Origin of the sequence: Halomonas sp. DP8Y7-3 (assembly GCF_019801675.1) — a bacterium.
Taxonomy (GTDB): domain Bacteria; phylum Pseudomonadota; class Gammaproteobacteria; order Pseudomonadales; family Halomonadaceae; genus Halomonas; species Halomonas litopenaei_A.
Window position 1 is genome coordinate 623,291 of record NZ_JAHVIO010000004.1, and the last position, 14,581, is coordinate 637,871.

At 63.7% G+C, this 14,581-nt stretch carries 15 protein-coding genes and 1 pseudogene; 5 read left to right on the plus strand and 11 right to left on the minus strand.

Translation table 11 applies throughout. From position 1 onward, the window contains the following. Positions 1-82 precede the first annotated feature (82 nt). The 3 genes from KUV86_RS08050 to KUV86_RS08060 form a co-directional block, all read right to left on the minus strand. Positions 83-907 carry an endonuclease/exonuclease/phosphatase family protein gene (locus KUV86_RS08050; RefSeq protein WP_206942286.1) on the minus strand — a complete coding sequence of 275 codons (825 nt, stop codon included), beginning with the start codon at positions 905-907 and terminating at the stop codon, positions 83-85. Continuing rightward, positions 907-1,545, minus strand: a complete 639-nt coding sequence (locus tag KUV86_RS08055; protein ID WP_222237982.1) for a thiol:disulfide interchange protein DsbA/DsbL — start codon at positions 1,543-1,545, stop codon at positions 907-909. The genes KUV86_RS08050 and KUV86_RS08055 overlap by 1 nt, the downstream gene beginning before the upstream one ends. A 217-nt stretch (positions 1,546-1,762) precedes the next feature. Continuing rightward, positions 1,763-2,383: a c-type cytochrome gene (locus KUV86_RS08060; protein WP_206942289.1), complete on the minus strand. Its 621-nt coding sequence runs from the start codon at positions 2,381-2,383 to the stop codon at positions 1,763-1,765. Between the two features lie 242 nt (positions 2,384-2,625). On the opposite strand from KUV86_RS08060, the gene yihA reads away from it, so the two are divergent. After that, entirely contained in the window at positions 2,626-3,231 is a 606-nt protein-coding gene (yihA, locus tag KUV86_RS08065; RefSeq protein ID WP_222162183.1) for a ribosome biogenesis GTP-binding protein YihA/YsxC, read from the plus strand. Positions 3,232-3,249: 18 nt separating this feature from the next. Here yihA and KUV86_RS08070 read toward each other — a convergent pair whose 3' ends face one another. The 7 genes and pseudogenes from KUV86_RS08070 to argH form a co-directional block, all read right to left on the minus strand. Beyond that, a complete protein-coding gene (locus tag KUV86_RS08070; protein ID WP_315900971.1) occupies positions 3,250-4,029 on the minus strand; it encodes an HAD family hydrolase in 780 nt (259 codons plus the stop codon). Continuing rightward, entirely contained in the window at positions 4,023-4,982 is a 960-nt protein-coding gene (locus KUV86_RS08075; protein ID WP_222484496.1) for a tyrosine recombinase XerC, read from the minus strand. The genes KUV86_RS08070 and KUV86_RS08075 overlap by 7 nt, the downstream gene beginning before the upstream one ends. Continuing rightward, complete coding sequence (locus KUV86_RS08080; RefSeq protein WP_206942293.1) at positions 4,972-5,691, minus strand: DUF484 family protein; 720 nt, start codon at positions 5,689-5,691, stop codon at positions 4,972-4,974. Before KUV86_RS08080 ends, KUV86_RS08075 begins: the two co-directional genes overlap by 11 nt. Before the next feature lie 87 nt (positions 5,692-5,778). After that, positions 5,779-6,612, minus strand: a complete 834-nt coding sequence (gene dapF, locus KUV86_RS08085) for a diaminopimelate epimerase (protein ID WP_206942295.1) — start codon at positions 6,610-6,612, stop codon at positions 5,779-5,781. Beyond that, positions 6,612-7,889: a diaminopimelate decarboxylase gene (lysA, locus tag KUV86_RS08090; protein ID WP_222237984.1), complete on the minus strand. Its 1,278-nt coding sequence runs from the start codon at positions 7,887-7,889 to the stop codon at positions 6,612-6,614. Before lysA ends, dapF begins: the two co-directional genes overlap by 1 nt. 107 nt (positions 7,890-7,996) lie before the next feature. Beyond that, a pseudogene (lptM, locus tag KUV86_RS20135) lies at positions 7,997-8,113 on the minus strand (LPS translocon maturation chaperone LptM); the annotation flags it as partial. Then, entirely contained in the window at positions 8,110-9,525 is a 1,416-nt protein-coding gene (gene argH, locus KUV86_RS08100) for an argininosuccinate lyase (RefSeq protein ID WP_206942301.1), read from the minus strand. The pseudogene lptM and the gene argH, both read right to left, overlap by 4 nt. A 417-nt stretch (positions 9,526-9,942) precedes the next feature. Here argH and hemC point away from each other — a divergent pair, with 417 nt between their 5' ends. Together hemC and KUV86_RS08110 are read left to right on the plus strand one after the other, a co-directional pair. Next, complete coding sequence (hemC, locus tag KUV86_RS08105) at positions 9,943-10,875, plus strand: hydroxymethylbilane synthase (RefSeq protein WP_242520844.1); 933 nt, start codon at positions 9,943-9,945, stop codon at positions 10,873-10,875. Further along, the gene (locus KUV86_RS08110) at positions 10,875-11,639 is read left to right on the plus strand and encodes a uroporphyrinogen-III synthase (protein WP_222484348.1); all 765 of its coding nucleotides are present in this window, start codon (positions 10,875-10,877) and stop codon (positions 11,637-11,639) included. The genes hemC and KUV86_RS08110 overlap by 1 nt, the downstream gene beginning before the upstream one ends. Before the next feature lie 45 nt (positions 11,640-11,684). On the opposite strand, the gene KUV86_RS19955 is transcribed toward KUV86_RS08110, so the two are convergent. Then, entirely contained in the window at positions 11,685-12,248 is a 564-nt protein-coding gene (locus KUV86_RS19955) for a hypothetical protein (RefSeq protein WP_261317400.1), read from the minus strand. Positions 12,249-12,267: 19 nt separating this feature from the next. Here KUV86_RS19955 and KUV86_RS19960 point away from each other — a divergent pair, with 19 nt between their 5' ends. Then, entirely contained in the window at positions 12,268-13,272 is a 1,005-nt protein-coding gene (locus tag KUV86_RS19960) for a uroporphyrinogen-III C-methyltransferase (RefSeq protein WP_224851901.1), read from the plus strand. Beyond that, the gene (locus tag KUV86_RS08120; protein ID WP_206942309.1) at positions 13,269-14,495 is read left to right on the plus strand and encodes a heme biosynthesis HemY N-terminal domain-containing protein; all 1,227 of its coding nucleotides are present in this window, start codon (positions 13,269-13,271) and stop codon (positions 14,493-14,495) included. The genes KUV86_RS19960 and KUV86_RS08120 overlap by 4 nt, the downstream gene beginning before the upstream one ends. Positions 14,496-14,581 lie beyond the last annotated feature (86 nt).

Sequence of the window (14,581 nt, forward strand, 5' to 3'; positions counted from 1 at the left end):
CTGACTATACGGCAGGCAAGGTAGCACTGTCATGGCATCGAAAGTCGAGCCTTGCCGCGGTATCGGTCGTGTGATGCTCGGTTCAGGCGAGTTGTTGGGAATGGCAGGCGCGAATGGCCTTCAGGCAGGGATCTGGCAGGCGAATATCCACCGCGACGGGCAGATGGTCGGAAAACAGCCGGTCGAGGACCTCGACCTCGTCGGCCTCGAGAGAGGACGACAGCAGAATATGGTCCAGCGCACGACTGGGGCGCCAGGACGGGTAGCTCAGCGGCGGATGCACCGGATGCAGCGGCAACGATGCGCAGAATCGATCATGGGCATGCAAGCGCTCTGGTGTGCAGTTCAGATCGCCCATCACCACCACATGCTTGAGGGGCTGGATCAATTCACTCAAGTAGTCGAGCTGCAGGTTCTGGGTGCGCTGGCCTAGGGCCAGGTGTGCCACAAAGAGGTGTAGCGCCTCGGGGCCCTCACCGAAGCGAGCGTGGATGGCACCGCGGCCGGGAAGCGTTCCCGGTAGTCGGTGTTCCTCGATACGGCTAGGTGTCAGGCGCGACAGCAGGCCGTTGCTATGTTGCGCGATACGGCCGAGATTGCGGTTCAGCTGCTGGTAGTGGTGAGGGAAGCCTCCTTGCCGTGCCAGGTAGGTCAGCTGATTCACCTGGCTCGAGCGAAAGCTGCCCCCATCCACCTCCTGCAGTCCCACCATGTCAAAGTGCGACAGCACCTCAGCCATCATGTCCAGGCGACGTTGCCGCTGGGGATGTGGCAACAGGTGCTGCCAGCTGCGTGTCAGATAATGGTGGTAGGCCGAGGTTTGAATGCCCACCTGAAGGTTGAAGGTCACCAGTCTCAGGTGACCTCCTTCGAGGGTAGGGTGATGTTCCTCGGCCAGGGAGCTCATTACTGCGCGGCCTCGCGTTCTTCGCGAACCTGCTCCACCAGCGCTTCGGCGATGCGCGGCATATTGTCGAGGCTGCCAGCGTTGCTGGGCGATACGATGTAGCGGCCATCGACGATCAGTGCCGGAACGCCCATCAGCTGCAGGTTACGCATGGTCGCGCTGGCGCGGTTGATCTGCGATTTGACGCCGAATCCATCCAGGGCCTTGAGGGCATCCTCTTCGCTGACGCCGTAGTCGCTGAAGAAGGCCGCAATATCGTCCGGGTCGGTCAGCTGCTCGCCTTCCTGGTGGATGGCGTCAAAGAAATCCTCGTGGACCTCGTCGAGAATCTCCAGCTGTTGGGCAGCATAGAAGGCGCGAGCGTGCTTGACCCAGGTTTCCCCCAGGGTGGCCGGCATGCGTTCGAATTCTACGTCCTCTGGCAGGTCTGCCACCCAGGCGTTCAGCGGATCTTCCAGCGCGTAGCAGTGAGGGCAGCCATACCAGAACACCTCGGTCACGTTGATCTTGCTGTCATCGCTGCCCAGCTGAACGGTGTTGGGTGCAACGGTGTAGTCCTTGCCTTCAGTGACCGGGGCAGCAGCAGCCATGGTGGACAGGCCCAGGCCTACCAGGCCCATCATCAGTGACTTCAGCATGTCAGTATGTCTCCTTGAAATAGACGGTGTACTTCCGCGACCGGCGAGCAGCAGTTCTGCTCCCCTGAGGCTGAAGCCACAAAGCGAACGCTGTTTTGAGTCTACAACGTTAGAAGGGTTCCCGAATATCCCGAATGGCCATGGGGTTGCCGCTGAGTGTCGCCAAACGCAAGCGGGGCGGCTCAAGAGCCGCCCCGCTGATCCGCCAGAAAGACGGTCAGTGCAGTCCTTGCACGTAGTTGGCCACAGCTTCCATGTCGGCGTCGCTCATCTTGGCGGCGATATCCGACATCATGCCGCCAGGACTGTTGGCACGATCACCGGAGGCGAAGGCCTTCAACGTAGTGACCACATACCCCGCGTGCTGTCCGGACAGTGCCGGATAGACCGCGGAGCCTATACCACTGCCGGTGGGGCTATGGCAGGCACTGCAGGCGGGTATGCCCTTGGCGAGATCGCCCGCGCGATAGAGGGCTTCTCCGCGTTCCAGCAAGGCCTCGTCGTCCTTGGCCTGGCCCACCACCGGCTCCTGGCCGGCGAAGAAGGCGGCCACGTCCCAGGCGTCCTGGTCGCTGAAGTTGTCCACCTGACCAGCCATCTGGGGTACCAGACGATGGCCATCACGAATATCGAGGATCTGCTTGGCCAGATAGGAGGCCTGCTGTCCTGCCAGGTTGGGGAAGGTTGGCGCGATGCTGGCGCCGGTCTGGCCGTGACACGCGGCACAGGCGGTTGCCTTGTCGCGTCCAGCGGCGGCGTCTGCGTCACTCTGAAGATCGGCATGGGCGGCGCCAACGACGCCGATGGAGATTGCCAGGCTTGCCAGTAACTGTCTCATCGCTAGTTCACTTATGCCGTTATGATGTTTTCACGGTCCTGCGGGGCGTGGCCTTGAGGCATGCCCGAGTTGCAGGAGGAAGCGCCCGCGCTGAGGCCGGTCGCTGGCAACAGCAGCACAATGGTAAGATGGGTCTCCGGGTCGCAGCCGCCTCAAAGCTTACTATAACCAAACACCCTGAGGGCGGGAATGCCAGGGCCCTCGCCCCTACTTTTGACCACCGTCAGGATTTCTTCCATCTCATGGCTTTCAATTACTCCTTGGCCCGATTTCTTACCAGCGCCCCTACCCTTGCCCGCTGCCCTGAAGACAGCGGTGTGGAAGTGGCCTTTGCGGGTCGTTCCAATGCGGGAAAATCTAGCGCCATCAATGCGATAACCCAGCAGAAGGCGCTCGCCAGGACGTCCAAGACGCCGGGACGCACACAGCTGATCAATGTCTTTTCGCTGGGCGACAACGTGGACCGGCGTCTGGTGGACCTGCCGGGATACGGCTACGCCAAGGTGCCTGAAAAGGTAAAGTTGGAGTGGCAGCGTCACCTGGCGGAGTACCTGCAGAAGCGCCAATCACTGCGCGGGCTTGTGCTGGTGATGGATGTGCGGCATCCGCTGACCGAATTTGACCTTGCGCTGCTGGATGTGGCGGACGAGCGAGATCTCCCGGTCCATATCCTGCTGACCAAGGCAGACAAGTTGAAGCAGGGCGCGGCCAAGAATGCGTTGCAGCAGGTGCGGTCTCGTCTGCGCGAGTGGGAAGACCTGGTCAGCGTCCAGTTATTCTCGGCACTCAAGCGTCAGGGGGTTGAAGACGCCCATCGACGTCTGGATGGGTGGCTCGACCAGGGCTGAGCCTGCGGGGGGTGTGGTTCAGCAGCCACGGTTCGAGAGCTCTCGGTGTGAGAACACGCCCCCTCCGGACAGCAGGGCCTCTAGCTCGGTGACACAGGCCAGGTGAATGACGCCGGCAGGCAGGTCCGTTACCTGCGTCTGTGTCGGCGCGATCCAGGCGGCCTGCATGCCTAGCCGTCTGGCAGGCAGGATGTCCTCCTCCCATGAGTCTCCCACGTGCAGTGCTCGTTCAGGGCGCACGTTCAACCTCGCCAGCATGGCCAGAAAAGGGCGTGGGTCGGGCTTTGGGGCCAGCATTTCACCAGCTGCGATGCGTTCATGAAAATGCCGTGCAATGGCCAGGCGCTCAAAGGCCACATTGCCATTGGTGATGCTGCCGAGCCGGTAGCGTGAGGCGAGACGCTCCAGCATGGCGTCGGCCCCGGGGAAGGGCGTGACGTCGATGCGCAGCTGATGGAACTGCTGCATGGCCCGTGCCGCCCACTCGCGGGCGCTGTCCTGATCCAGGCCGTTTTCGACCAGCAGCTGAACCAGGCTGTGCTCGCGCAGCCAACTGAAGTCGCCGCGTCGGGACCAGTGCTGCCGAGCCATGGCCTGGCGTGCCGCGAGATAGCGCTCAAGATCGATGGGGTCGGTGGCAGGCTCGCCTCGGCGGGCCTGCCACGCCGTAAGCTGGGTATTCAGCCAGTCGACGTGGCCGTGCTCGGTGCGCTGCATGACGCCGGCGTTGTCCCACAGCGTATCGTCCAGATCAAAGGTGATGGCTTCCAGCCGAGACAGGTTTGCGGGCGCTAGCACGGTGTCTCTCCAACAAGGTCAGGGTCATCAGGGTCTGGTGCGGTGCTGGCCGGCCTGCGCCGAGCCCTGGGGTGGGCGCGATCGTAGCTCTCCGACAGGTGCTGCCAGTCCAGGCGGGTATAGACCTGGGTGGTCGACAGGTTGGCGTGGCCGAGCAGTTCCTGAACCGCACGCAGGTCCTGGCTGGACTCGAGAAGATGGCTGGCAAAGGAGTGACGCAGTCGATGAGGGTGGAGGTGCTCGGGGAGGCCGCGACGGCGCGCTTGAGTGACCAGGCGTGCCTGAATGGCGCGATGACCCAGGCGTTTCCCGTGCTGTCCGACGAACATGGCCCGCTCGCCATCAGCAGCCAGCGATCCTCGCAATGTCAGCCATTGCTCGATGGCGGCTCTGGCGCGGGACCCCACGGGTACCTGGCGCGGCTTGTTGCCCTTGCCGACGACCCTGACGCTGGCGCCATGCACATCCCCCAGATCCAGCGCCGATAGCTCCGCCAAGCGCAACCCACTGGAGTAAAGCAGCTCCAGCATGGCCTGATCGCGCACCGACAGCACCGAGCCGTCATGGGGGGTGTCGAGAAAGCGGGCAAGAAGGTCCACATCGACGGGGCGAGGAAGGTCGTTGGGCGCCTTGGGGCCCTGACTCAGGCCCACCGGGTTGTACGCCAGCTGTCCGCTGTCCACCAGATGACCACAGAACCGCGACAGTGCGGCACGGCGGCGCTTGAGGCTGCGTGCAGCCAGCCCTCGGCTGCGCTCGGAGGCCAGGAATCGACGCAGTTCCTTGGCCGTGATGAGGTCATCCTCAGGCGCTGACAGGCTCTGCTGTGCCCGCCAATCCAGATAGGCGGCCAGGTCTCGTCGGTAGGCGTCGACCGTGGCGCCGCTGGCCGTGCGGGCAAGCTCGCTCAAGAAGTCCGCCACCGCACGATCAAGCGGAGGCTCAGCCGCCATCATGCTCGCTCAGTCGGACGCTCAACCGTACCAGCACATCGGCCAGATACTCGGTGAACAGAGTGTCCATGCTGGCGCGGAAGTGGTCCGGGTCGGCGCTGGCCAACACCACGAAGCCTTGGGGTTCGCCGAGGGTCATGCGGGCGATCGCGCAGGAACCGGACTTGGTCGGTGCCTTGGCATGGGGCACCAGTCGCTTCCAGTCGGTGGGCGTCAGGCGTGTGCAACGGCTGGCGCGGCCATCGAGCAAAGCGGTCAAGCGCTGACCCGTGTGCTCGTCGAGGACGTGGCGCGGCGCCTGAGGTGGGCGCGGGTCGCGATCGGTCAAGCTGGCGGGGCACCAGACTGCTACTGCCGGAGTCTGGAAACGCTCGCTCAGCTGGGTCGCCAGCGCCTGACCGAGGGCATCGTTGTCCTGGGCCTCGAGCAGCGCCAGCACCAGTTCTCGGGTTCGACGGTACTGGGCTTCATTGTGTCGAGCCGAGTCGAGCAATTGTTCCAGGCGCAGTTCAGCACCCTCTGCGCGTTTGCGCAGATCGTAGACCAGACGCTCGAGCAGAGAGGTCGCACCCTGAGTTTCCGGATGAGGCACCTTCAGGCTTTGCAGCAAGCCTTCACGGCCAACGAAAAAGTCCGGATGGCGCGCCAGCCATTCGGCGACCCGGTCCGGATCCAGCGTCTTGCGAGGCTCTGGGGCGGCTTGGGGCATGCGCGTCTCCCTGTGTAACGGTCGGTGTCAAAGTGTCAGCCATGCTGGCAGCTTAGCGTAGTCGGGGAGCGTCCAATACGTAAGAGATCAACGTAGCGGGATGCGACCATCAAACACTCGCTCGGCAGGCCCGGTCATGATCAGCGGCTGGTCTTCTCCGGCCCAGCGTATGCTCAGGTTGCCGCCAGGCAACGCCACCGATACCGGGCTATCCAGCAGACCCTGGCGAATACCGCAGGCCACTGCGGCGCAGGCGCCGGTGCCGCAGGCCAGCGTCTCGCCACTGCCGCGTTCGAACACCCGCAGACGGATGCTCTGGCGCGACAGAATCTGCATGAAGCCGACATTCACCCGGCGCGGAAAGCGCGGATGATGCTCGATCAGCGGGCCCAGGCGCTCCACCGGGGCGCTTGCCACATCATCGACGCGGATGACGGCATGAGGGTTGCCCATGGAGGCGACGGCGATGTTCAGGGTCTCTCCGTCCACCTCCAGCGTATGCAGCAACTGGTCAGCGTCGGCGTCAAAGGGCAGCGCGGCAGGAGCAAAGCGCGGTGCGCCCATGTCCACGCTGACCTGTTCGTCGTCGTGCACGTCAAGGACCAGTGGCCCTCCGGCGGTCTCGACATGGATCTGGCGTTTATGGGTCAGGCGCTTGTCGCGCACAAAGCGGGCGAAACAGCGCGCTCCGTTGCCACAGTTTTCCACTTCGCTACCGTCGGCGTTGTAGATCCGATAGCGAAAGTCCATGTCGGGATCTCGCGGCGGTTCCACCACTAGCAGTTGATCAAAGCCAATGCCGAAGCGGCGATCGGCGAGGCGGCGAATGTCTTCCGTCTCGATACGCGCGCGCTGGGTGACCAGGTCGATGACCATGAAGTCATTGCCCAGGCCATGCATCTTGGTGAAGTGCAGCAGCATCAGCGCGACTCTCCGGCGGCGTCGGGCAGTGATTCACCTGCCCACAGGTCTTCAATGCGTTCTCGCTGCCGCACGACCTGCCAGCTGTCTCCATCCACCAGCACTTCCGCGGGGCGCGGCCGGCTGTTGTAGTTGGAGGCCATGACGAAGCCATAGGCACCGGCCGAACGCACCGCCAGCAGGTCTCCCGGCGCCACGGCGAGACGGCGTTCCTTGCCCAGGAAGTCGCCGGTTTCACATACCGGGCCGACCACATCATAGATATCGCTGTCGCGCTGCTGGCGCGTATCGACCTCAATGATGGCCTGCCATGCCTGATACAGCGACGGTCGAATGAGGTCGTTCATTGCCGCATCGACAATGGCGAAGTTCTTGGTTTCACCTGGTTTGAGATAGGTCAGGCGGGTCAGCATCACGCCGGCATTGGCGGCGATCGAGCGACCAGGCTCGAACAGCAGCGTCAGGCGTTCACCACCTTCCCAGCGAGACAGGCGCTCCAGCAACTTCGAGGCATAGTCGAAGGGCGCCGGGGGCGTCTCGTCACGGTAGGGCACGCCAAGGCCACCGCCCAGGTCCAGGTGGGACACCTCGATGCCTTCTTCGCGCAGACGGTCGAGCAGCACCAGCAGGCGTTCCAGGGCGTCCAGGAAGGGGGCGATCTCGGTCAACTGTGAACCGATATGGCAGTCGAGGCCTTCGATGCGCAGGTTAGGCAGCGTCGCCGCCAGACGATAGACCTCAAGGGCGTCGTCGACGGCGATGCCGAACTTGTTGTCCTTGAGGCCGGTAGAAATGTAGGGATGGGTTCCGGCGTCCACGTCCGGGTTCACCCGCAGCGAGACCGGGGCGACCTTGCCGAGACGACCGGCCACCTGGTTGAGGACCTCGAGTTCCGGACGGGACTCGACATTGAAGCACTTGATGCCGACCTCAAGGGCGCGAGCCATTTCGCCAGGTTGCTTGGCAACCCCGGAAAACACGATCTTGGCGGGGTCCCCGCCCGCCGCCAGGACGCGCTCTAGCTCGCCCTCGGAGACGATGTCGAAACCGGCTCCCTGGCGTGCCAGAACGTTGAGTACGGCCAGGTTGCTGTTGGCCTTCACGGCATAGCAGATCAGGTGTGGATGATCACCAAGGGCTTCCTGATAGGCCTTGAAGTGGCGCTCCAGGGTGGCCCGTGAATAGACGTAGCAGGGGGTGCCCACCTGGTCAGCGATGCGCGCAAGGGGGACCGCTTCCGCGTGGAGCTCGCCCTCGCGATAGTTGAAGTGATCCATGCTCAGCCGTCGCTCCCTTCAGTGTTGCCGTCTTGATCCTGACCTTGGCCCTGGGCGTTGCCATCTTCACCCTGGTCGTCCTGGTCCACGCTGTCGCGAGGGCCGTAGCGCTCTGCGGCCTCCTCGTCGCCTGGCAGGTACAGCGGGCCCTTTTGTCCGCAGCCGGCCAAGCTGGTCATCGCCAGCAGCAGTATCAGCAGCAGTGCAGAGGTAGCGCGGCTCATTGGCGGGCTCCTTGGTCAGTGGCGATGGCCTTCAGCGCATCGCGAGCCCGCTGGGCAGCGGCGCGGACCTGGTCGGGGGCGGTGCCTCCGATATGGTTGCGGGCTGCTACCGAGCCTTCCAGCGTCAGCACATCAAAGACATCGTCGCCGATGGTATCGGAGAACTGGCGCAGTTCGTCGAGGCTCATGTCCGACAGGTCCTTGCCGCTCTCGATGCCATAGGCGACCGATTGACCCACGATTTCGTGGGCGTCGCGGAAGGCGACGCCCTTGCGTACCAGGTAGTCGGCCAGGTCGGTGGCGGTCGAGAAGCCCTTGCGTGCAGCCTCGCGCATGGAATCGCCCTTGGACTCGATGGCCGGCACCATGTCGGCAAAGGCGCGCAAGCAGCCCTTGACGGTGTCCAGGGTGTCGAGCAGCGGCTCCTTGTCTTCCTGATTGTCCTTGTTGTAGGCCAGCGGCTGAGACTTCATCAGCGTCAGCAGGCCCATCAGATGACCATAGACACGGCCGGTCTTGCCGCGCACCAGCTCAGGCACGTCGGGGTTCTTTTTCTGCGGCATGATCGACGAGCCGGTGCAGAAACGGTCCGGCAGGTCGATGAAGTCGAACTGGGCGCTGGTCCACAGCACCAGCTCTTCACTCATGCGCGACAGGTGCATCAGCAGCAAGCTGGCGAAGGCGGTGAATTCAATGGCGAAGTCACGATCGCTGACGGCGTCCAGGCTGTTCTCGGCGGGGCGCTCGAAGCCCAGCAGCTGAGCGGTCAGGTGGCGATCGATGGGGTAGGTGGTACCCGCCAGCGCGGCGGCGCCCAGGGGCAGTATATTGACCCGCTTGCGGCAATCCAGCAGGCGCTCATGATCCCTCGCCAGCATTTCCTGCCAGGCCAGCAGGTGATGACCAAAGGTGACCGGCTGGGCCGTCTGCAGGTGCGTGAAGCCCGGCATGATGGTATCTGCTTCGCCGTCGGCCAGCTCGATCAGCCCGGCACGCAGCCGTGCCAGTTCGCTGGCGACCAGATCGATTTCTTCGCGCAGGTAGAGGCGAATATCTGTCGCCACCTGGTCGTTACGCGAACGGCCGGTATGCAGCTTCTTGCCGGTGATGCCGATCTTCTGCGTCAGGCGCGCCTCGATATTCATGTGCACGTCTTCCAGTGCCACCGACCACTCGAAACTGCCTTCGGCAATCTCGGTCTCGATCTCCTTGAGGCCGGTCACGATGGCGTCACGCTCTTGTTCGCTCAGCACCCCTACCTGGGCCAGCATGGTGGCATGAGCGATGGAGCCCTGAATGTCGTGGCGTGCCAGGCGCTGATCGAAGTCGACCGAGGCGGTGAAACGGGCGACAAAGGCATCGGTGGGTTCACTGAAGCGTCCGCCCCAGGACTGATTGGTGGTCTGGCTCATTGAAGGACTTCCTGAATGACGATGCGATGGCGACGGGCGCGACGTCGGGCCTGCAGGCGAGGACAGTGTCGGGAGCCGCTGTCGAGGTATGGGCCAGAGTGTACCAGAGTCGGCCAACGAGGCGAGGGCGGTATCGGGCCCGGTAACGAAAGTCGGCCAACGAGGCGAGGGCGGTATCGGGCCCGGTAACGAAAGTCGGCCAACGAGCGAGGGCGATATCGAGCCCGACAACAAAAGTCTCGGACCCAGGGGGCTGAGACCGGGGCGAAGGCGAAGATGGCGGCAAAAAGGACGGCAAGGCTGGCTCAGGTCGATTTTACTGACGGGGGCCGTGCTTTATGATGACGCCATTCACTTAATATGGCGGACGCGGCGATGTGGTCGCGAGCCCGACCAGGGAGTAGCAACGTGCAACAGATGTCCAGGCTGCGTATCGCGACGCGTAAGAGCCAATTGGCCATGTGGCAGGCCGAACATGTCCGCGATCGCCTGATGGCGATTCATCCTGACCTTGAAGTCGAGCTGGTACCCATGTCGACGCGTGGGGACAAGATCCTCGATACCCCGCTGGCCAAGGTCGGCGGCAAGGGACTGTTCGTCAAGGAGCTGGAAGAGGCGATGCTCGACGGACGAGCGGACATTGCCGTGCACTCCATGAAGGATGTCCCGATGCAGTTCCCCGAAAGCCTGGGGCTGTCGGTGATTCTCGAAGGGGCCGAGCCCACCGACGCGTTTGTGTCCAACGACTACGGTTGCCTCGAGGACCTTCCCGAGGGGGCTCGATTGGGCACATCCAGCCTGAGGCGCGGGCTGCAGATGCGCGAAGCGCGCCCCGATCTGGAGGTGATCAGCCTGCGTGGCAATGTGCAGACCCGCCTGGCCAAGCTTGACGGCGGTGAGTTTGACGCCATTCTGCTGGCGACATCCGGCCTAAAGCGCCTGGGCCTTGAAGACCGTATCGCCCAGGAGCTGCCCCCCGAGGTGTGTTTGCCTGCCTGTGGGCAAGGCGCCCTGGGGATCGAGTGCCGTATGCATGATACCGAGCTGGTGTCATTGCTGGCGCCGCTTGATGATATCGAGACGGCGACGCGAGTGCGTGCCGAGCGTGCTATGAATACGCGGCTTGAAGGGGGCTGTCAGGTCCCCATCGGCGGCCACGCTATCTACGAAGATGATGGCCGGACGCTGTGGCTGCGTGCCTTGGTGGGTACCCCGGACGGCACGCGCGTGCTGCGGGCCGAGGGTCGCGGCTCGGTAGATGAACCGGAGGCGTTGGGTATTCGTGTGGCCGAGCAGCTGCTCGAACAGGGAGCCAGCGATATTCTGGCTGAGGTGTACGGGCCGCGCTGATGTCTGCACCGGTGTTGCTGACTCGACCGGGCGCTCGCGGCCAGGTGTTGGCAGAAGCCGTCGCTGCGTTCGGGCTGTCAACGCTTCGGCTCGAGGTGATGCGGCAGGAAACTGTGCCAGAGACGGCGGATGCAAGGACGGCCTGGCTCGACATCGATCACTTTCATAAGGTGATAGTTATCAGCCCCGCCGCCGCCGAGCAGTTGGTCGAGGCGCTCGACCGATATTGGCCGCAGCTGCCGCAAGGGCTCGAGCTGTATGCCGTGGGGCAGGCGACGGCCGCGCTGCTGTATCAGGCCTTGGGCGTGAGGGTACGTCTGCCCACTGCGGCCGTCGGGGAAGAAACCAGTGAGGCCTTGCTGGCACTTCCGTCGCTCAAGCGGCTTGATCAGCAGCGAGTGTTGCTGGTGGCAGGTGAAGGAGGGCGGTCGTTGCTGGGTGAGACGCTTGCTCAGCGAGGGGCGCGGTTGACGCGGGTTGAAGTGTATCGGCGCTGTCTGTTGCCGCTGGCAGAGGATGCCGCGCAGCGGCTGGCTGCAGGGGACTACGGGGCGTTGGTGGTCAGTAGCGGAGAAATCCTGGAACATCTGGCAAGATGGTGTTCAGAGGCCACCTTTCAACGACCGCTGGTCGTTTCCAGCCAGCGGTTGGCTACACTGGCGAAAACGCTGGGGTTTCGCGTCCCGGTCGTGGCGTCTGGCGCGTCTCCTGCGGCGCTGGCAGCTGCGGTAGCAAGGACCTGCGACCCAGAGGATGGCGAATGAAGATCTCGAAAAGGGCTAGCGACAGATGAGCAACCAACAGCACGATCAGGACGAGCAGCAGACGGCGTCCGCCTCCGGCAAGCAAGGAGCACAGGCCGCGACCTCAGGCACGGAACCCGCCAAGGGTGGTGCCGGCAGGGGAGGCGCCCAGCGGCGCTCGAGGCGTCGCGACAAGAACAACAGCAGCTCGACCGGGTCCGCTTCGCCGTCTTCCACCGCCGCGTCGGCCAGCAGCAAGAGTGGCTCTTCTGACAATGCGGCCGCGTCGAGCGCTGGCGACAAGGCGACCTCAGCGTCGAAAGATGCGGCCTCCAGTGCTACCACGTCGGCAGCCAAGCCAGCCGCTGATGCCAAGCCGCAAAGCGCGGACGCGTCTGCCTCCACCCAGTCGAGCGACTCCCGCTCCAAGACGTCTGCTTCTAGCTCTAGTGCATCGAGTTCAAGCGCATCGGACTCAGCCAAGACGAAGGCTGCCGCGACGGGTGCGACTTCCTCTGCGTCCACTGGCTCGTCCGGTGGCCGCGCCAAGGGTGGCTCCGCCGGTAGCGGTGGAGGCGCGGCATCGACCAGCGCCACATCGACCTCTTCGGGCGGTTCCGGTGGAGGCAAGGCCGGTGTCGTTGCGCTGGTGTTGGTGCTGCTGTTGATCGCTGGCGTGGCCTTTGTCGGTTTCAAGGGGTGGCAGCTTCAGCAGGCCATGTCGGCTCGGATCGATCAGCTCAAGCAGAACACGCCGAGCCTGAGCGATGTCCAGGAGCTGTCATCACAGCTGGAAAGCGGGCTCAACGAGCGCCGCGAGACCATGGGGCAGGCGGTCGACGGGATCAAGAGTGATTTCGCGGACTACAAGTCCGACGTCAATCAGACGCTGGACCGCGTGCTGGCGGAACTCTCCAAGGAACAGAATGCAGATGAGCGCGACTGGCTTCATGCCGAGGCTGCCTATCTGCTGAGGCTGGCCAACCAGCGCCTGCAGCTGGAGCGCGACGTGGAAGGTGCCGCTGCCCTGCTGCGGACCGCAGACGCGCGCCTGGAAGAGGCCGATAACCCGGCGCTGGTGCCGGTGCGTCGTGCCATTGCCGAAGAGCTTGCCGCGTTGCAGTCGGTGCCCAAGGTGGACCGCACAGGGCTCTACCTGGCCCTGAACGCCCAGCAGGAGCAGATCGCCGGATTGCCGCTGGCCCAGGACATCGAGGAATTCACGGCGGATACCACCATCGAGGAGGCGCCGGCAGGGGCCTGGCAGGAGCAGCTCGCTCGGGTCGGGGAAGAACTCAAGGAGCTGGTGACGGTCCGTCATCATGACCAGGCTCTCGAGGCGCTGATCACCCCCGAGCAGGAATCCTACCTGCGTCAAAGCCTGCGTCTGGTTCTGGAGCAGTCGCAGCTGGCGCTGCTGAAGGAAGAAACCGGGCTGTACGAAGCGAGCCTCGACAAGGCCATCACCTTGCTTCAAGGCTACTACGATGGCGACAACGAGGCGGTGCAGGCTGTGATTGCACGCCTGGGTGAGCTGAAGAGCCAGGCCATTCGCCCCGAGCTTCCCGACATCAGTGCCTCCCAGCAAGCGCTGGCCAGGTTTATCGAGCAGCGCTTCGAGGCGGGTGCATCCGGCCAGGGAGGTAACGCATGAGAAAGCTGATCCTGCTCATCGTCGTTGGCCTTGCGGTCGGGGCGCTGTTCGGCCAGCTGATGATGTCCGTTCCTGGCTATTGGTTGGTCAGGGTGGGGGACACCTCCTTCCAGACCTCCTTCTGGTTCGGTCTGGTCATCCTGTTGGCGCTGTTCATCATTGTGCACTTTGCCTTGCGCGTTCTGGTGCGCATGAGTCGCCCGGTCAGCCGTTTCAAGGTGTGGAATTCTCGGGCCCGTAATCGCACCGCCATGAAGCGTACCGTGCGCGGGCTGGTTGCGCTGGCGGAAGGTCGCTGGAAGCGAGCTGAGAAGGCCCTGGTCAAGGCGGCGGACGACTCCAGCACGCCGTTGGTCAACTACTTGTCCGCGGCGCTGGCGGCTCACTACCAGGGACGCTACGACCAGGCCGATACGCTGCTCAAGCGTGCACATATTTCGACCGATGGGGCCGATCCTGCGGTAGGTATGATGCAGGCTCAGCTGATGCTGGACCGTCAGCAGTACGAAGAGGCGCTGGCGATTCTGACGCGTCTCGACCGGCACCTGCCGCGTCACCCGCAGGTACTCAAGCAGCTGAAAGCCGCGTACATCAGCGTCAGCGACTGGGATGGCCTGCGTCGCCTGCTGCCGCGCCTGGCTGACCAGCAGCTGATCTCCCGGGAAGAGCGTGAGGCACTGGAGCTGCAGGCCTATCGTGAGCTGATTCTCCAGGAAACGCGCAACCCCGAAGATATCGAGCGAGTGCGCAACCTGTGGTCCGACATGCCGGAGTACCTGCGCAGCAACGTCGACTTGCTGGTGCTGTACACCGAGACGCTGGTGCGTTGCAACGAGCAGGTGATTGCCGAGAAACTGCTGCGCCATTCGCTCAAATCCAACTGGGACAGCCGTCTGGTGCTGCGCTACGGCTTGCTGGGTGTGGATGCCTCGCGCCAACTGGTCACCGCCGAGAAATGGCTGCAGGAACGCCCCAATGATCCGGACCTGCTGTTGACCCTTGGTCGACTGGCCCTGCGCAATGCGTACTGGGGCAAGGCCCAGGAGTACTTCGAGGCGAGCCAGCGTCAGCGGCCGAGCGGCGTGGTCTGTGCAGAACTCGCACGGCTCTATGCCAACCTGGGTGAACACAACAAGAGCCAGCTCTACTATCGTCAGAGCGTCGAGCTTCTCGACAAGTCGTTGCCGTCACTACCGCAACCTAGCGACGCCCAGCAGGCCTGATCCCAGGACTGCGACCGACGCCGCAGAACGACAGCCAGGGGCGGGGCCAATAGGTCCCGCCCCTGGCGTTTGTGGGTCCTTGGCGG

Bases quoted from the DNA above. Each gene is read 5' to 3' on its own strand.
- KUV86_RS08055 (WP_222237982.1), bottom strand. From the start codon at position 1,545: ATGCTGAAGTCACTGATGATGGGCCTGGTAGGCCTGGGCCTGTCCACC.
- yihA (WP_222162183.1), top strand. From the start codon at position 2,626: ATGGCTTTCAATTACTCCTTGGCCCGATTTCTTACCAGCGCCCCTACC.
- KUV86_RS08075 (WP_222484496.1), bottom strand. From the start codon at position 4,982: ATGGCGGCTGAGCCTCCGCTTGATCGTGCGGTGGCGGACTTCTTGAGC.
- KUV86_RS08050 (WP_206942286.1), bottom strand. From the start codon at position 907: ATGAGCTCCCTGGCCGAGGAACATCACCCTACCCTCGAAGGAGGTCAC.
- argH (WP_206942301.1), bottom strand. From the start codon at position 9,525: ATGAGCCAGACCACCAATCAGTCCTGGGGCGGACGCTTCAGTGAACCC.
- KUV86_RS08110 (WP_222484348.1), top strand. From the start codon at position 10,875: ATGTCTGCACCGGTGTTGCTGACTCGACCGGGCGCTCGCGGCCAGGTG.
- KUV86_RS08080 (WP_206942293.1), bottom strand. From the start codon at position 5,691: ATGCCCCAAGCCGCCCCAGAGCCTCGCAAGACGCTGGATCCGGACCGG.
- lysA (WP_222237984.1), bottom strand. From the start codon at position 7,889: ATGGATCACTTCAACTATCGCGAGGGCGAGCTCCACGCGGAAGCGGTC.
- KUV86_RS08120 (WP_206942309.1), top strand. From the start codon at position 13,269: ATGAGAAAGCTGATCCTGCTCATCGTCGTTGGCCTTGCGGTCGGGGCG.
- KUV86_RS08060 (WP_206942289.1), bottom strand. From the start codon at position 2,383: ATGAGACAGTTACTGGCAAGCCTGGCAATCTCCATCGGCGTCGTTGGC.
- dapF (WP_206942295.1), bottom strand. From the start codon at position 6,612: ATGCTGCTGCACTTCACCAAGATGCATGGCCTGGGCAATGACTTCATG.
- hemC (WP_242520844.1), top strand. From the start codon at position 9,943: ATGTCCAGGCTGCGTATCGCGACGCGTAAGAGCCAATTGGCCATGTGG.